This is a genomic window from Streptomyces sp. CA-294286 (assembly GCF_050947155.1).
In the GTDB taxonomy this organism is placed as follows: Bacteria; Actinomycetota; Actinomycetes; order Streptomycetales; family Streptomycetaceae; genus Streptomyces.
Genome location: NZ_CP192005.1, coordinates 267,131 through 281,847 on the forward strand (window position 1 = coordinate 267,131; position 14,717 = coordinate 281,847).

11 protein-coding genes and 1 riboswitch are annotated in these 14,717 nt (G+C 73.5%); of the genes, 2 read left to right on the top strand and 9 right to left on the bottom strand.

The features are described from left to right. The first annotated feature begins 17 nt into the window (after nt 1-17). Nucleotides 18-125, top strand: a riboswitch (SAM riboswitch). A 50-nt stretch (nt 126-175) separates the two neighbouring features. Then, entirely contained in the window at nt 176-547 is a 372-nt protein-coding gene (locus tag ACQPZG_RS06450; RefSeq protein ID WP_433544858.1) for a hypothetical protein, read from the top strand. 24 nt (nt 548-571) lie between these two features. On the opposite strand, the gene ACQPZG_RS06455 is transcribed toward ACQPZG_RS06450, so the two are convergent. The 8 genes from ACQPZG_RS06455 to qcrB all read right to left on the bottom strand — a co-directional run bounded on the left by ACQPZG_RS06455 (nt 572) and on the right by qcrB (nt 10,452). Next, nucleotides 572-1,183 (bottom strand): thioesterase family protein, encoded by a 612-nt coding sequence (locus ACQPZG_RS06455; RefSeq protein ID WP_433549286.1) that lies wholly within the window; start codon nt 1,181-1,183, stop codon nt 572-574. Nucleotides 1,184-1,233: 50 nt separating this feature from the next. After that, nucleotides 1,234-2,136 (bottom strand): TetR family transcriptional regulator C-terminal domain-containing protein, encoded by a 903-nt coding sequence (locus ACQPZG_RS06460; protein WP_433544859.1) that lies wholly within the window; start codon nt 2,134-2,136, stop codon nt 1,234-1,236. A 222-nt stretch (nt 2,137-2,358) separates the two neighbouring features. Next, nucleotides 2,359-5,013, bottom strand: coding sequence for an AAA family ATPase (locus ACQPZG_RS06465; protein ID WP_433544860.1), 2,655 nt, complete (start codon nt 5,011-5,013; stop codon nt 2,359-2,361). 160 nt (nt 5,014-5,173) lie between these two features. Then, entirely contained in the window at nt 5,174-6,016 is an 843-nt protein-coding gene (locus ACQPZG_RS06470; protein ID WP_433544861.1) for an SAM-dependent methyltransferase, read from the bottom strand. A gap of 52 nt (nt 6,017-6,068) precedes the next feature. Beyond that, a complete protein-coding gene (locus ACQPZG_RS06475; protein ID WP_433544862.1) occupies nt 6,069-7,115 on the bottom strand; it encodes a YeiH family protein in 1,047 nt (348 codons plus the stop codon). After that, on the bottom strand, nt 7,115-7,684 hold the full coding sequence (locus ACQPZG_RS06480) for a cysteine dioxygenase (protein WP_433544863.1): 570 nt from the start codon (nt 7,682-7,684) through the stop codon (nt 7,115-7,117). Before ACQPZG_RS06480 ends, ACQPZG_RS06475 begins: the two co-directional genes overlap by 1 nt. A 110-nt stretch (nt 7,685-7,794) precedes the next feature. Then, nucleotides 7,795-8,700, bottom strand: a complete 906-nt coding sequence (locus ACQPZG_RS06485) for a LysR substrate-binding domain-containing protein (RefSeq protein WP_433544864.1) — start codon at nt 8,698-8,700, stop codon at nt 7,795-7,797. Between the two features lie 66 nt (nt 8,701-8,766). Next, a complete protein-coding gene (gene qcrB / locus ACQPZG_RS06490; RefSeq protein WP_433544865.1) occupies nt 8,767-10,452 on the bottom strand; it encodes a cytochrome bc1 complex cytochrome b subunit in 1,686 nt (561 codons plus the stop codon). Nucleotides 10,453-11,293: 841 nt separating this feature from the next. Between qcrB and ACQPZG_RS06495 the strand changes: the two genes are divergently transcribed. Beyond that, a complete protein-coding gene (locus ACQPZG_RS06495; protein WP_433544866.1) occupies nt 11,294-12,454 on the top strand; it encodes a hypothetical protein in 1,161 nt (386 codons plus the stop codon). Here ACQPZG_RS06495 and ACQPZG_RS06500 read toward each other — a convergent pair. After that, the gene (locus ACQPZG_RS06500) at nt 12,426-14,615 is read right to left on the bottom strand and encodes a tetratricopeptide repeat protein (RefSeq protein WP_433544867.1); all 2,190 of its coding nucleotides are present in this window, start codon (nt 14,613-14,615) and stop codon (nt 12,426-12,428) included. The two genes, ACQPZG_RS06495 and ACQPZG_RS06500, sit on opposite strands and share 29 nt — an antisense overlap. Nucleotides 14,616-14,717 lie beyond the last annotated feature (102 nt).

Below are 14,717 nucleotides of genomic sequence, written 5' to 3' on the forward strand. Positions count from 1 at the left end.
CTGTTACGGTGTGCGCGGGTCACGAGTTCCAGCGTCAAGCCCCGGCTCGCTGGACGGCATCCCGCCCGCTGCGGGTGCCCCGGGTGACGACCCGCCCCGTCGCGCTGCACGGGGAACGGCGGATCACCGGGGCTGCGGCGCCGGGGTCCATGACAGGCGGAGGCATCACCGCACCATGGAATCCATCCCCTCTCCCGGCCCCGCGCGCGTGCCGCAGGGCCCGTGCCGCAGGTACTCGCCCGGCCACCACGTGCACTGGATCCAGGCCCGCAAGTGCTGCGAGGAGCCCGGCGAGCTGCACGAGCTGCTGCTGTCGGCGGCCGATGTGCGGGACGACGGCTGGGTCACCCTGTACGAGGTCGACGGCCGGCTCGGCCACCGGTTCCGCGCCTGGTACCACCGCCCCGACCAGCTGCGCACGAAACTCCGCGCCCATCAGGGCCTCGTCCGCTGGCAGCCGCGCTGGAAGCTGCTGTGGCTGTCGGTTCCCGGCAGCGCGGCGAACACCCTCATGTACCTGGCGCCGGACGGGCCCAGCCGCTGCTGAACAGGGCGGACCGCACGGACGCGCTCAGGCGTGCGGGTCCGCGACGGCGCCGATCGAGCGTCCCGCCCAGGACGGGGCGTCCTCGGTGAGGGACTCCAGCCGCTGCCTGATGGCCCCCGGAAAGGGGGTGGCGCCTTGCGCCCGCCGGTCGACGTGGACGGCGAGGACCTCGGTGGTGGCCACCGGCTCGGCCTCGGTCGGCAGGGTCGCGGGGGACGCCTCCACCGCGCCTTCGATGCCGTGGGTCCCGGCGACCGCCTCCACGTTCCTGACCCCGTCGAGGACGAACAGTTCGTGCGCGTAGCGGACCTTCTCCGCGGCGGCGCCCAGGACCCGGGTGCGGACGGCGAGCCGGGCGCCCTCGGGGACGTCGCCCAGGAACCGCAGGTGCGTCTCGACCGTGCGGAGGGCGCAGCCGGTGGACTCCCGGTAGCCCCCGTGCAGCCCCGTCTCGATCATCATGGCGTCGGTGGCGTAGCCGAAGACGAGAACGGCGAAGGCGTCGCTCATCAGTCCGTTGTGGTCGATCCACTCGGGCCGGACGGTGTGGTGGACCAGCGGCAGGCAGTCGACCACCGGCACCTCGGCGGTATCGGTGACGTCAGCGATGTCGGCCGGGCCGGCGTCCTGGTTCACGGACATGCGTGTCTCCTTGTGCGGATGGGGGGTCGGCGGGTTGCGGAACGTCAGGAGGCCGGCCGGGCCAGGGTCGCCGCCACGTGTCCGAGCAGGGCCGCATGCATGTCCTCGGCGGTGGTGGAGCCCGGCGCGGGCGCGTCCGGCGCGGCGGCCAGGACCTGGGCGGCGAGCCCGTCGACGAGCGCGGTCAGGCCGAGGGCGGCGGCGCACGGGTCGGCGTCGGGCCGGAAGACGCCCTGCTCGACTCCGCGTCGTACGACGTCGGCGACGGTCTCCCGCCACTGCCGGTAGTACTCGCCGTGCAGGCGCCCCACGGCGGTGGACCGTGCCGCCTCGGCCCACAGGTCGAGCCGGACGCGCCACCTGCGGCGTTGCTGCTCGTCGTAGGGGGTCTGGAGCTCGATGAGCCGGCGCAGTTCGTCGGCGGCGTCCCGTGCTCCGGCCGTGCGGGCGGCCCGGCGGGCGGTGTCCTCGTCCATGCACCGGCGCACGGCTGCTTCGAGCAGGTCGCCACGGGCGGGGAAGTGGTAGTGGATCGCGGCGGTGCTGGTGGCGCAGGCCGCGGCGATGTCGGCGACGCGGACGGCGTGGTAGCCGTGCTCGGCGATCAGCCGGACGGTCTCGCGCACGATCTGTCGGGGCCGCCCGCCGTCGGGAACGGCGGCGGCGGTCGCGACCCGGACGCGCCGTCCCTGAGCCGCTCCCCCGGGGGCGCGGGCCGCTCCCAGCAGCCAGGCGGCGTCGGCCCCCGCGGTGTCGGCGATGCGGGCCAGTTCCGCGGCGGTGAAACGGCGGGTGCCGCCCAGCGAGCGGGACAGCTTGGAGGGGTCCATGGCGATCCGTCGGGCGAACTCCCGCTGACTGACCCCCGCGGCTTCGACGACCTGCCGCACCCGGTCGGCCACGGCGGACGCGCTGCCTGCCCGCGGCTCGGCCGCTTCGTGGTCCATGGCCAGTCACCGTACCCACGCGTTGAGCCGACCTCAACACCGGGCCGCTGCCACGTGCACGGAGTACCCCTGACCCCACCGTCAGCCGGGTGCACGGCGCGGAGCCTTGCGCACGGGGGTGACGCAGCCGTCACCTGTGGCTCTCGTGCCCGCTCCGCAACTCGGCAATCGTCCCGGGCACGACAGCGACACCCGGCCGCGGGCCCCGGTGTCGGCGAGCCGTCACAGGTTCGCCAGCGCCAGGTCCGCGGTCGCCACCAGCCCGTCCGCTCCGCAGGCCCTGGCCAGGCTCCGGCCCCTTTCCAGTTCCGTACGGGAGCGGGCGGCGACGCCCCACTCGACGCGGGCGGCTGCGTGCTCGTACTTGCACGGTGAGGCTTCCAGGCACCGGACGGCCTGCCGGAGCAGTTCGGCGGCGTCGGGCCCTTCGGTCAGTGCGGCCTGGCAGCGCAGGGCTTCGCCGATCGCCGTGTACGTACCGAACCGTTCGGCCCGTCGGCGGGCGAAGGCGGCCAGCTCGGCGGCCCTGGCCGGGTCCTCCGGGGCCACCGCGCGTGCCAGGTCGACGGCCCACGGCGTCATCACCGGGTTGTAGCGGCCCCGGCGCGTCAACGCCGCCCCGGCAGCCTCCAGTTCCGCGACGGCCTCCTTGGTGCGGCCCAGTGCGAGCAGCAGCCGGCCGCGTACCGAAGGGGCGTCGGGTACGACGATCGTGGAGGGGTAGGGCGGACCGAAACCGAAGTCCTCGGCGACCTCGCGGGCCTGCTGGACGTGCCCGCGGGCCAGGAGGGTGTCGATGAGCATGCAGGCGGCGTCCCAGTGCATGGGCAGGCCCTTGCCCACCTGGGCGGCCAGCCGCAGGCTCTCCCGGAGGTCCCTCTCCGCCCGCTCCAGGTTGCCGCGCCTGCGCTGGAGGTAGCCGGTGAGCGCGTTCGCGAAGGCGAGGTGGCCGCCGCTCCAGCCCGCAGCGGTGAACGCCTCCCGGGCCTCGGTGAACAGGGCGTCCGCACGGTCGAGTCGGTCGGCGAAGGTGTAGCCGAGGGCGAGCAGCGCGAGCGGTTCGAAGCCCCAGGTGGTGTCGGTCCACCGCAGTCCGGCCGGGAGGCTCCCGTTGACCAGGGCGCGGTCGCCGGTGCTCACCGCGACCTGGGCGTCCTCGCCGGACGCCGTCGCGTCGAAGGCGCGGAGCATCAGCAGCACCTGTTCGGTGGTGTCGCGCCCCTCGACGCGGTCGGCGGCCTCGGCGAGGCGGCGGGAACGGCCGGGTCCGTCCTCCTCGGCGGCGAGGATGCCCTCCCACAGGAAGTGCATGGTCGTGAAACGCATCCGGGTCGGCCCGGCCGGTGCGGCGTTGGCCGCCGCGGCGACCATCCGGCCCGCCTCGCTGACCTGGTCGTTGTGGGTGAGCGCCTGGGAGAGCAGGAAGACGGCGTCGGCCTGCTGCTCGTGGTCGAGGCCCGGCCGGTCGAGGGCCGCCTTGAGGTGTGCGACGGTGGCGGCGGGGTCGCTGAGGTGGATGACCTTGCCGAGTTCGTACTCGACCGCCGCCAGGACGGTGGGCAGTGGCGGCTCGTCCAGGGCCCGCTCCAGACAGCGCCTGGCCGCACCCGGGGCGCCGACCAGGAAGTACTCCTTGGCCGCTGCCCGCATCTGCGCGACGAGGTCCTCGTCGCCCTCGGGCGGCACTTCGAGCAGGTGCCGGGACGCGGCGGCCGCCCCGTGTCCCGCCTGGGTGAGCCTGCGGGCGGCGACGCTGTGCATTCCGGTGCGCAGCCCTCGGGGGATGGCCCGGTAGACGGCCTGCGCGATCGTGGGGTGCACGAAGTTCAGCGGTTCGTCGCCGTCGCCGGTCAGGATGCGGGCGCCGCGCAGCCGCTCCGCGCAGTCGGCGGCGTCCTCGGCCGTGATGTTGGCGAGCTTGGCGGCCAGTTCCAGGGAGATGTCCGCCTCCAGGATCCCGGCGGCGAAGGCGAAGTGCGCGGTGGTCGTGCCCATCTCCATCAGGCGCTCGACCAGGCCCGGAGCACGGGCGGACATGATCAGCGGGCGCAGCGAGTCCGCGGACTCCTCCACCGGGTCGAGGCCGGCTTCCCGGGCGCGGGCCAGCAGTTCCACCGTCTCGTACAGGTTGCCGCCGGTGACCGCCCACACCTCGCGGCAGAACGGGTCGTCGGCGTGTGCGCCGAGCTGTTCGCGGGCGAGCCGCGCGGTGGCGCCGGGGGTGAGTTCGCTGAGCGCCACGGCGTTCTCGCCCGCTGCTCCGTCGAGTCGGCGGAGCAGCGCCGCGGTCTCGCCGCTCGCCTCCTTGGTGCGGTACGCGGCGACGATCAGCACCGGCAGTCGGCTGCCGCGTTCGGCGTAGTGGGCGAGCCAGCCGAGCGTCTCCAGGTCGCTCCACTGGGCGTCGTCGACGACCAGCACGAGCGGCCGGTGGGCGTCGGCGAGCCTGCCCACCAGGACGTCCAGGCCGTCCCGTACGCCCTGCGGGTCGGCCTTGACCTCGCTGTTGGGCGGGGCGATGCCGAGGGCGGGCCCCACGCTGGCGTACCGCTCGCCGAGGAGGTCGCGGGCGTCGGCGGTGCCGGTCGTGGTCAGCGCGGGCTGGAGCAGGTGGCGCACGACGTGGAAGGGGACGGACGTGAGGGTCTCGCCGCCGCGTGCGGACCACACCGAGCAGCCCCGCTGCTCGGCGAGCCGTTGCACCTCCGCCAGCAGGGCGGTCTTGCCGATGCCGGCCACGCCCCGGTACACGAGCACCCCGCCGCGCGGTTCCTGTGCGCGCAGTCCCTCGACCGCGTGTACCGCGGCGGTGAGTTCGGCCTCGCGCTCCAGCAACGACGGGCCGGGGACCGCTTCCTGTGGCCGGGACACGCTCATCCCATCCCCTTCGCAGTATCGGATCTCCGAGCGTAGTCCCACGGCGCGGGCGGGGAGAGGGATCCTCCGGAATTCACCGTGCCGGGTGCCTGGTCCGGTCCACCGGCACTGCGCGCGGGCGCGGTTGACGCCGCGTCGCGGGCGCGGCGGCGGGCGGGCTTCACGGTTTGCGGGCGACGGCCGCGTAGAGCGGGACGGGCGTGGCCGTGCGGGGTTCGTCGCCCTCCGCGGCCAGCTCCGGGTGCCAGTCCTCCAGGAGTACGAGGCCGGGGGCGGCCGGGAGCAGGCCCTCGAAGAACCGGGCGGTCTCGGCGCGGGTGCGCGGGGCGAGGGCCACGCCGCCCTTTGCGTACATCGCGACGCCGCGCTGCACGCCGACCGGGTCGAGTTCCGGGGTGAGTTGGGAGAGGACGAGGTGGCTGCCGGAGGGAAGCGCGTCGACGAGGTGACGGACGATCGCGTACGCGCCGTCCTCGTCGGGGACGAAGTGCATCAGGGCGACCAGGGACACGGCCACGGGGCGGCTGAGGTCCAGGGTCGCGGAGGCGAGGTCGAGGATGCGCCGGGGCGAGCGGACGTCGGCCTGGAGGTAGTCGACGGCGCCCTCGGGGGTGCTGTGCAGCAGGGCGGCGGAGTGGGCGAGGACGACGGGATCGTTGTCCGCGTAGACGACGCGGGCGTCGGGGGCGTACGCCTGGGCGATCTGGTGGAGGTTGGGGGCGGTGGGGATGCCGCTGCCGATGTCGAGGAACTGGCGTATGCCGGCCTCCGCCGCGAGCCACGCGGTGGCGCGGCGCATGAAGGCCCGGTTGCCGCGGGCGACGTGCTGGGCGCTCTGGTCCAGGGACATGATCTGCCGGCCGAGCGCCTCGTCGACGGGGTAGTTGTCCTTGCCGCCGAGGAACCAGTCGTAGACCCGGGCGGGGTGGGGTCTGCTGGTGTCGATGCCGGCGCGGAGGCCGTCGGCGGTGGGCTGGAGGGGGCCGGGTTCGGTAGCGGTCATCGCGGGGCTCCTCGGTCGGCGATCACGTGTGCCCGCCAACTCTCTCCTGTGCTCAGGCGGTTGTCAGCAGAACGCCCCCGTACGAGACTCCCGCGACGACCAGCCACGCGCACAGCCCGAGCCCGGCGACGCGCCCGCCGGTCCGGGTGAGGGAGGGCAGGTGGACGGCGCTGCCGAGCCCGAACAGGGCGGTGGCCAGCAGAAGTTCCTGCGCGTGGTCCGCGATGCCGAGGGCGTGCTGCGGAAGCAGGCCGGTGCTGCGCAGGGCGACCATGGCGAGGAAACCGACGACGAACAGCGGGACCAGCGGCGGGCGTCTGCGACCGATGGCCGCGGCGCCGTCCTTGCGCCGCTTACGGACGGACAGGGCGACGGCCGCGACCAGCGGCGCGAGCAGCGCCACCCGCATCAGCTTGACGAGGACCGCTTCGCCGAGCGCGCCGTGCCCGGCGGTCTGGGCGGTGGCGACGACCTGTCCGACGTCGTGCACACTGGCTCCCACCCAGCGCCCGAACTCCGCGTCGGTGAGCCCCAGCGGCGTGTGCAACAGCGGGAGTACGGCGATGGCGAGGGTGCCGCACAGGGTCACCAGGGCGACGGAGGCAGCGGTGTCGCGTTCGTCGCTGTCGGTGGCGTCGGCGACCGCGCCGATGGCGGACGCCCCGCATATCGAGTAGCCGGTGGCGATCAGAAGGGGCTGGTCGCCGGGCAGCCCCATCCTGCGGCCCAGCCACCACGTGCCGAAGAAGGTGGCGGCGACCACGGCGAGGACCATGGCGACGGTCGCCCAGCCGATGCCCAGGACGTCGCTCAGCCCGAGCTTGAGGCCGAGCAGGACGATGCCGACGCGCATGAGCCGTTTGCCGGCGAAGCTCAGTCCGGGGCGTGCCCCGCCCCGGACGAGGGAACGGGCGAAGGGAAGGTGGGCGGCGGCGATCCCGAGGACGACCGCGGCGGTCAGCATCGGGATGCCGGGCACGAGCCGGTGCACGGTCCAGGCCAGGGCGACGCCGAGGGCGGCGAGCGCGAGGCCGGGAGCGTTGCGAGGAACCGCGGCGGTGGCGGCCGGAGCGGTCGGGCGTTCCCGCAGGAGCGCCATCAGCGATCGGCCGGGAGTTCGTACACGCGGCGGACGCTGGAGCCGATGCGGGATATGTCGGCGCCGTAGACGTGCAGGGAGGTCGCGACGTCCTCGCCGGCGTTCCAGACCTTGTGGATGTCGCCGGGCGGGGCGAAGCCGCAGACGGCGCCCTCCGGGTTGACGACGTCCTCGGTGGCGACGAGGTGGGAGGCGACGCCGGGACCCGCGGGGACGAGCCGGTAGCGGCGCTCGCGCTCCTCGCCGGTGTGGACCCCGGTGGTGCACCAGGCGACGTGGTCGTGGACGCAGGTTCCCTGGCCGGGCAGCCAGACGAGGGCGACGATCGAGAAGCTGCCGTCGTGCTCGGCGTGCAGGAGGTGCTGGCGGTAGCGGGTGGGGTCCGGTTCCCGCTGCTCCGGGGTGAGGAGGTCGGCGGCGCCGAGGTGCGGGGCGAGGCGTTCGCCGACGAGGTGGGCGGTGAGGTCGGGCGACAGCCCCTGGTCCACGGCCTCGCGCACCGAGGCGACGAGAGCGTCCAGGCGGGGCGTCGTACGTACAGCCGTACGGGCGGTCGACGTCGTGGTCATACCGGCAGGGTGACGCCGCTCGATCCATCACGTCCAACGCGGATCGGTACGCCACACCCCACATTCTGCTTATGGGTCCGCGGTGCGGGAGGCGGCCCGGGGACGGCCGGTCAGCAGCCGACCTTGTTGGCGGCGACCGTCCTCAGCTCGTCGAGCACGAGAGCGGTGGCCGGTATCCGCAGGTGCTCCCGCAGGACGTACGCGGAGACCTGGCGCCTGGAGGCGGGGGCGAGCGCCCGGCCGGTCACCTTCTCGTGCCGGAGGAAGTTCAGGACGAGACCCGGCATCATCGCGATCCCGAGCCCTTCGGCGACCAGGCTCTGCACCACCAGGTTGTCGTCGGTGGTGAAGGCGATGTCGGGGGCGAAGCCGTTCTCGGCGCACTCGTGGAGGAAGTTGACCCGGCAGCGCAGGCAACCGGCTATCCACCTCTCCTCGGCCAGGTCGGCGAGTGCGACGGTGCGGCGTCTGGTGAGGGGATGACGGGTCGGCAGCAGGACGAGGAGCTGGTCCTCCAGGAGCGGTGTCTCCACCACCTCGTCGGGGACGTCCTCGTGCGACCCGGGGTAGGTGAAGGCCAGGGCGATGTCGCACTCGCCGCGCACCAGGCGGTGCAGTGACTCGGGCGGCTCGTCCTCGCTCAGCTCGACCCGCACCCCGGGGTGGCCGGCGGCGAGCCGTGCCATGGTCTCGGGGATGAGGGTGGCGTTGGCGCTGGGGAAGGCGCAGACCCGCACCCGCCCGCTGTGCAGCCGGGTCAGCGCGGTCATCTGCTGCTGGGCGGTGGCCATGGTGTCGAGAATGGCGGCGGCGTGGCGCGACAGCGTCTCGCCCGCCTCGGTGAGGCGCAGACCGCGTCCGGCGCGCGTGAACAAGGGGGTGCCCGCCTCGCGTTCGAGGGCCTTCATCTGCTGGGTGATCGCGGGCTGGGTGTAGCCCAGCGAGCGCGCGGCGGCCGAATAGGAGCCGGTGCGGACCACTTCGTGGAAGGTCTTGATGTGCCTCGAATCGAACACCGGCACAGCATAGCGGGGCGGGGAACGGCGGATCATAAGCAGAATTTGGGGCCCGCTCCCGCCGTCTCAGTGCCGTTGCACGTCGCCGCCGCGCCCGCCCTCCCCGTGTCCGTGTCCGCCGTGCAGCGCCCGGTACTCCTCCGCGGTCGGTTTCGGCACGTGCGTTCCCGGCCCGTACATCGCCTTCGAGAGCCGGGCCCGCAGCCGGTCGGAGCGCTTGATCCGGCGCCGTACGCCGTGGGCGTCGACCTCCGGCCCGATCTCGTACGGGGCGGGCTGCTCGTGCGCGGTCAGGGTGTGCAGTTCGGCCTGACTCAGCGGGGTGTGGACCTCGACGAACTCACCGTGCGGCAGCCGTTTGACAGTACCGCTCTCCCTGCCGTGCAGCGCCTTCTCGCCGTCCCGGCGCTGGAGCCCCAGACAGATCCTCCGGGTGATCACGAAGGCGAGCGCGGGTCCGGCGAAGACGGCGATCCGCACGAACCAGGTGATGGCGTTGATCGACAGGTGGAAGCTGGTGGCGACGACGTCGTTGCCGCCGCCGATCAGCAGCACGAAGTACAGCGTCAGCCAGGCCACGCCGAGCCCGGTCCTGGTCGGGGCGTTGCGGGGGCGCTGGGCGATGTGGTGTTCGCGTGTGTCCTTGGTGACCCATGCCTCGATGAACGGGTACACCGCGATGGCCGCCATGATCAGCGGGAAGAGGGTGAACGGGATGAACACCCCCAGGGCGAGCGTGTGCCCCCAGGCGTCGATCTCCCAGCTGGGCATCACCCGGATCAGCCCCTCGGAGAAGCCGAGGTACCAGTCGGGCTGTGCCCCGGTGGACACGTGGTCGGGCCGGTACGGGCCGAGCGCCCAGACCGGGTTGATGGAGAAGGTGGCGGCGACGATCGAGAGCACGCCGAAGACGAGGAAGAAGAAGCCGCCGGCCTTGGCGATGTAGACGGGCAGGAACGGCGCCCCGACCACGTTCTTCTCGGTGCGCCCGGGGCCCGCGAACTGGGTGTGCTTGTGGTGGAAGACCAGGATCAGGTGCGCGACGACCAGCCCCAGCATGATCCCCGGCAGCAGCAGGATGTGGATCGGATACAGCCGGGCGATGATGTCGACGCCCGGGAACTCGCCGCCGAACAGGAAGAAGGCGAGGTACGTGCCGACGACCGGGATCGAGAGGATCGCCCCGTGGGCGAAGCGCAGCCCGGTGCCGGAGAGCAGGTCGTCGGGGAGCGAGTAGCCGGTCAGACCGGTGATCACCCCGAGGAACAGCAGGGTCCAGCCGAACAGCCAGTTGAGTTCGCGCGGTGTGCGGAAGGCTCCGGTGAAGAAGACGCGCATCATGTGCACGAGCATCGCGGCGACGAAGACGAGTGCGGCCCAGTGGTGGATCTGCCGGATCAGCAGTCCGCCGCGCACCTCGAAGCTGATGTCCAGGGTGGATTCGTAGGCCCTGGTCATCCGGACGCCGTTGAGCGGGGTGTACGACCCGTGGTAGACGACCTCGGCGCTGCTGGGTTCGAAGAACAGCGTGAGATAGACACCGGTGAGGATGATGATCAGGAAGCTGTAGAGGCAGATCTCGCCGAGCATGAAGGACCAGTGGTCCGGGAAGACCTTGCGCATGTTGGCCTTGGCCAGCGCGTACAGACCGAGCCTGCCGTCGGCCCAGTCCGCCACCCGCTCGCCCTTGCCGGGCGGCCCCGACCGGGTCCTGTCGTCCTGACCGAGCACTCCGCCGCTGCCCTCGCCCATGTGACCCCCTCGTACGGACCTTCAGAGTAGGCACGTCGCCCGACGCATCCAACAAGGTTGACGAGGCGGGGAGTTGAAGTGTGACACGCGTGCCGGAAAGCGTTCTTGCGGCAGGAAGCGGCGGTATCCCCGAGGGGGCGGGGCGGCCGGTGCGACGGCTGGATATCGTGGCCGGTCACAGGGTGCACAGGGGTGACGGGCGGGGCGACGGAACGGGGGACGCGAGTGACGGACACGGGGCGCGAGGGCTGGCTGCGGGTGCCGGTCGGGCCGGACGCGGCGCGCTGGGCGACGCGGGGGCACGGTCGGCGGGTGCTCCTCGTCGTGCACAACGTGACGGCGGCGACGCGACTGCTGGACGTGCTGCCGCTGTTCGACGACGACCTGGGGGTGCAACTGCTCACCACCTGCCCCGGATCGTCGCCGTTCCGCGCCGGGACGGAGGAACTGCTGAGGGAGACGGGACTGCCGGTCCTCCCGTGGGAGCAGGCGTTGGCTACGCCGGTCGACGTGGCGATATCCGCGAGTTTCGGCGGCCAACTGCACCTGGTGAAAGCTAAGTTGGCGATACTCTCGCACGGGGTCGGCTACACTAAGAGGCTGGCCACACCGGACACCGGACACCGGACACCGGACACCGGACACCGGACGGCCTGCGGTCGGGGCGGGCGCCGGCCCCCCGCCGACCTTCGGCCTCTCCCCCGACTGGCTGCTCCACGACGGCGTCCCGATCGCCGACGCACTCGTCCTCTCGCATCCCGAACAGCAGGCGCGGCTCAAGAGCGTCTGTCCGCAGGCCGCGCACACCGGCGTCCTCGGCGGGGATCCCGGTTTCGACCGGATGCTGGCGGCCCGCCCCCACCGCGCGCGTTTCCGCCGGGCCCTCGGTGTGCGCAACGGGCAGCGGCTGGTCGTCGTCAACTCCACCTGGAACCCGGAGTCGCTGTTCGGTGACGGCGGGGACGAGGACCTGCTGCCCACCCTGCTTCCCCGGTTGACCTCCGAACTTCCCGCCGACGAGTACCGGGTGGCCGCCGTGCTGCATCCCAACATCTGGTGGGGTCACGGGCCGGGCCAGATCCGCGCCTGGCTGGACCGGGCGCGGCGCGCCGGGCTGCTCCTGGTGGACCCGCTGCACCACTGGCGTCAGGTGCTCCTCGCCGCGGACGCGGTGATCGGCGATCACGGGGCCGTCTCGTACTACGCCGCCGCCCTCGGCACCCCCGTGCTGCTCGGCGCGGCCCCGCTCGCCGGCCTGGACCCGCACTCCCCCGTCGCGGAGTTCGTCGCGGGGGCGCCCCGGCTCGATCCGCACGGGTCCCTGACGGGACAGTTGGACCGGCTCCTCGCCGGGCCCCGGCCACGGAGCCGGGCGGCGGAGTTCACCACGTCGGTTCCCGGGGAGTCGGCGACGCTGCTGCGCCGCCTGTTCTACGACCTCATGGGCCGCCCCGAACCGCCCGGACGCGCCGCTCTCGTACCGCTGCCCCTGCCGCCGTGCGAGACCCGTACCCGCACCGCGCCTCTGTACGTGGTGACCCGGCCGACGGGCGAACCGGGCGGAGTGCGGGTGACCCGGTACGCCGACCCACGCGGCGAGCCGCTTGCCGACGGCGACGTGCACACGGCGGTCCACGAGGACACCCGCGACCCGGGACGGCTCGCACTCGCCGACGTGATCTTCCGGGAGGGAGCGGCGGACGATCGCCGGTTCGGCGGCCCGGCGCACTGGACGGCGGAAGTCCTGGCCCGCTTCCCGCAGTGTGCGCTCGCCGCGTTCGTGACGGGGCCGGACGCCTGCACGGTCCGCACGCGCGCGGGCGCGCTGTTCCGGCTCACCGGGGAGGCCGCGGGGGCCGACCCTTGCGTGTACGCCTCGGCCCTGTACGCCTGTCTGGGGCGGGAGTCCGCGGCGGAGCTGAGCGCACACGGGCTGACCGTGCGGACCGGGACGGCCGCGCACGCGGTGCGGGTCAGGCCGATGGCCGGGGAGGCGGACTGACGCACAGCGCGCGCAGGCTGCGGAGGTAGGCCAGGTGCTGGTCGGCGTGCTCCCCGGTCAGGAGGGCGGTCGCCTCGTCGATCAGCGGAAGGGCGGCCGCCCGGTCCGCCTCGCTCGCGGCGCGCGTTCCGTCGACATGGGTGCGGGCGAGGTCGGTGAGGGTGCGCGCGGTGTTGTAGGCGTCGGAGTCGGTACGGAAGGACCGCAGCGCGGCGCCGAGCCGCTCGCGTGCCTCGTCGAGCCGGTCGAGGCCGGTGAGCGCCCGCCCCCGGTGGCGTTCCAGGAGGGCGAGCGCGCGGGGCAGGTCGGCTGCGTCCTCGTCGTCCGGGTCGATGGTCGCGTACAGGGCGTACGCCTCGTCGAAGAGCTCGTACGCCTCCTGGACCCGGGACCGCTGCCACTGGGCCAGCCGCAGCAGCCCGAGCCCTTCGACCGCCGAGGCGTGTCCGCGCACATGACCGGCGGCCTGCTCGTCCCGTGCGGCGGCCCGGAGTTCGGACTCGGCCTCCTCGTACCGTTCGAGGGCGGTGAGCGCGAAGCCGAGGTGGGCGTGCATCAGTCCGGCGGTGCGGGTGCCCGGGACGTGCGCGTCGGCGGTGCGGGCCCCGGTGTGCAGGGCGGGCAGCAGGGTGTCGAGGTGGCCCGCCTTGAGCTGGACGGGCCACAGGGTGCGGACCAGGCGGCACACGGTGTCGGGGTCGCCCATCTCGTCGGCGGCGGCGATCGCCACGGCCAGGTTGCCCGCTTCGGCGGCCAGCGCGCCGAGCGCTTCGCCGGGGTCCGGGTATCCGGACGCCTCGTCGGTGTCGGCGCGTCGGGGTGAGCGCCAGCTCTGCGGCAGGGCGGCGTGGGCGGTCGGTTCGGCGAAGTGCAGGAGTCCGCGCAGCGCGCGGCTCATCGCTTGCGCGCACACGGCCCAGCCGTCCTCGCGGAGGGCGGCCTGTTCGGCGTGTACGCGTACGGCGGGGCGGTGGCGGTAGCGGCCGTCCGCGGTGGTGTCGAGCAGGCCGAGAGCGGCGAGCGTCTCCAGGGCGCGGCCGGCCTCGTCCACCGGAAGGTTCGCGGCCCAGCCGGCGATGCGGGCGCAACAGCCGGGCCAGGGGGCGAGCGCGGTGAGCCGGAGGACACGTGCGCTCACCGGGTCGAGGCTGCGGTAGGAGTCCTCGACGGCGGTGCGTACGGCGTCGCCGCCTTCGGGGTGCCGGGGGTTCGCGCTCATGGCGGGTCCGGGTGTCCTTTCCGTACGGGGCGGCGGCACGTGGGCCAGCCGCGGCGCGGCGGCCCGCAGGGCGTACGGCGAGCCCGCGCAGCGGGCCAGTATCGCGGGCAGTACGGCGCGGGCCGCGTCGACGGCGGGCTGTCCGGCGACTCCGACGAGGAGTCGCCGGGCGTCCTTGTCGGCGAGCGGTCCGACGGGGACGCGCAGGGCGGCGAGCCCGTGCAGGGGGTTGCGGGCGACGACCACGGTGACCGTCCGGGGCGCGGGGGCGATCAGCGGGCGGACCTGGGCGAGGGAGGTCGCGTGGTCGAGCACGACCAGCAGGTCCAGGTCGGCGACGCAGCTGCGGAAGTACTCGGCTCTGTGTTCCTCCGAGGCGGGTATCTCCGCGTCGGGGACGCCGAGTTGGCGGAACATCTCGCGCAGCGCGGCGCGCGGGCCCAGCGCTCCTTGCGGGCCGCTGCGCAGATCGACGTGGATCTGCCCGTCGCGGAAGCGGTCGGCTTCCCTGTTGCCCCAGTACTTGGCGGCTTCGCTGGTGCCGATGCCCTCCGGTCCGTGCAGCAGGACGACCCGGGGGCGCCCGTCGGATCTGCGGGAAGCCTCGGCGTCGAGCAGTCCGAGGACCTTCTGACGGTTGGTGAAGGCGTGGGTGGCGGCGGGCAGTCGGGGGACGTTGCGCACCCCGCCACCCCGCTGCACGGTGCTCGCGAAGGCGGCCCAGTCCCCGGCGAGGGCGGGGTCGCGCCGCAGGATCCCGTGCAACTGACGTGCCAAGGCGTCCAGTTGTTCCTGGCCGGCCGGTGCCGCCACCTCGCGTCCGAGGGCCCGGCGCACCAGATTTCCGGCCGACTGGAAGACCGCCTTGCCCGCTTCGCCGCCCGCACCGCTGACCACAGCGCTCAGCGCCACCGTGATCCCCGCCAGTGAAATGGGATCCATCAGGCAACTCCCCCGTCGTCCCGGTCCGTGGTGCATCGGTCGTGGATCAACGGTATCGGCCATCGCCCCGGCACAACACCGTTCGGGATACGCCGTGTTGAT

Excerpts from the sequence above, each read along its gene's own strand:
- ACQPZG_RS06450 (WP_433544858.1), top strand. The coding sequence starts at position 176 with ATGGAATCCATCCCCTCTCCCGGCCCCGCGCGCGTGCCGCAGGGCCCG.
- ACQPZG_RS06460 (WP_433544859.1), bottom strand. The coding sequence starts at position 2,136 with ATGGACCACGAAGCGGCCGAGCCGCGGGCAGGCAGCGCGTCCGCCGTG.
- ACQPZG_RS06465 (WP_433544860.1), bottom strand. The coding sequence starts at position 5,013 with ATGAGCGTGTCCCGGCCACAGGAAGCGGTCCCCGGCCCGTCGTTGCTG.
- ACQPZG_RS06470 (WP_433544861.1), bottom strand. The coding sequence starts at position 6,016 with ATGACCGCTACCGAACCCGGCCCCCTCCAGCCCACCGCCGACGGCCTC.
- ACQPZG_RS06475 (WP_433544862.1), bottom strand. The coding sequence starts at position 7,115 with ATGGCGCTCCTGCGGGAACGCCCGACCGCTCCGGCCGCCACCGCCGCG.
- ACQPZG_RS06480 (WP_433544863.1), bottom strand. The coding sequence starts at position 7,684 with ATGACCACGACGTCGACCGCCCGTACGGCTGTACGTACGACGCCCCGC.
- qcrB (WP_433544865.1), bottom strand. The coding sequence starts at position 10,452 with ATGGGCGAGGGCAGCGGCGGAGTGCTCGGTCAGGACGACAGGACCCGG.
- ACQPZG_RS06495 (WP_433544866.1), top strand. The coding sequence starts at position 11,294 with ATGCTGGCGGCCCGCCCCCACCGCGCGCGTTTCCGCCGGGCCCTCGGT.
- ACQPZG_RS06500 (WP_433544867.1), bottom strand. The coding sequence starts at position 14,615 with ATGGATCCCATTTCACTGGCGGGGATCACGGTGGCGCTGAGCGCTGTG.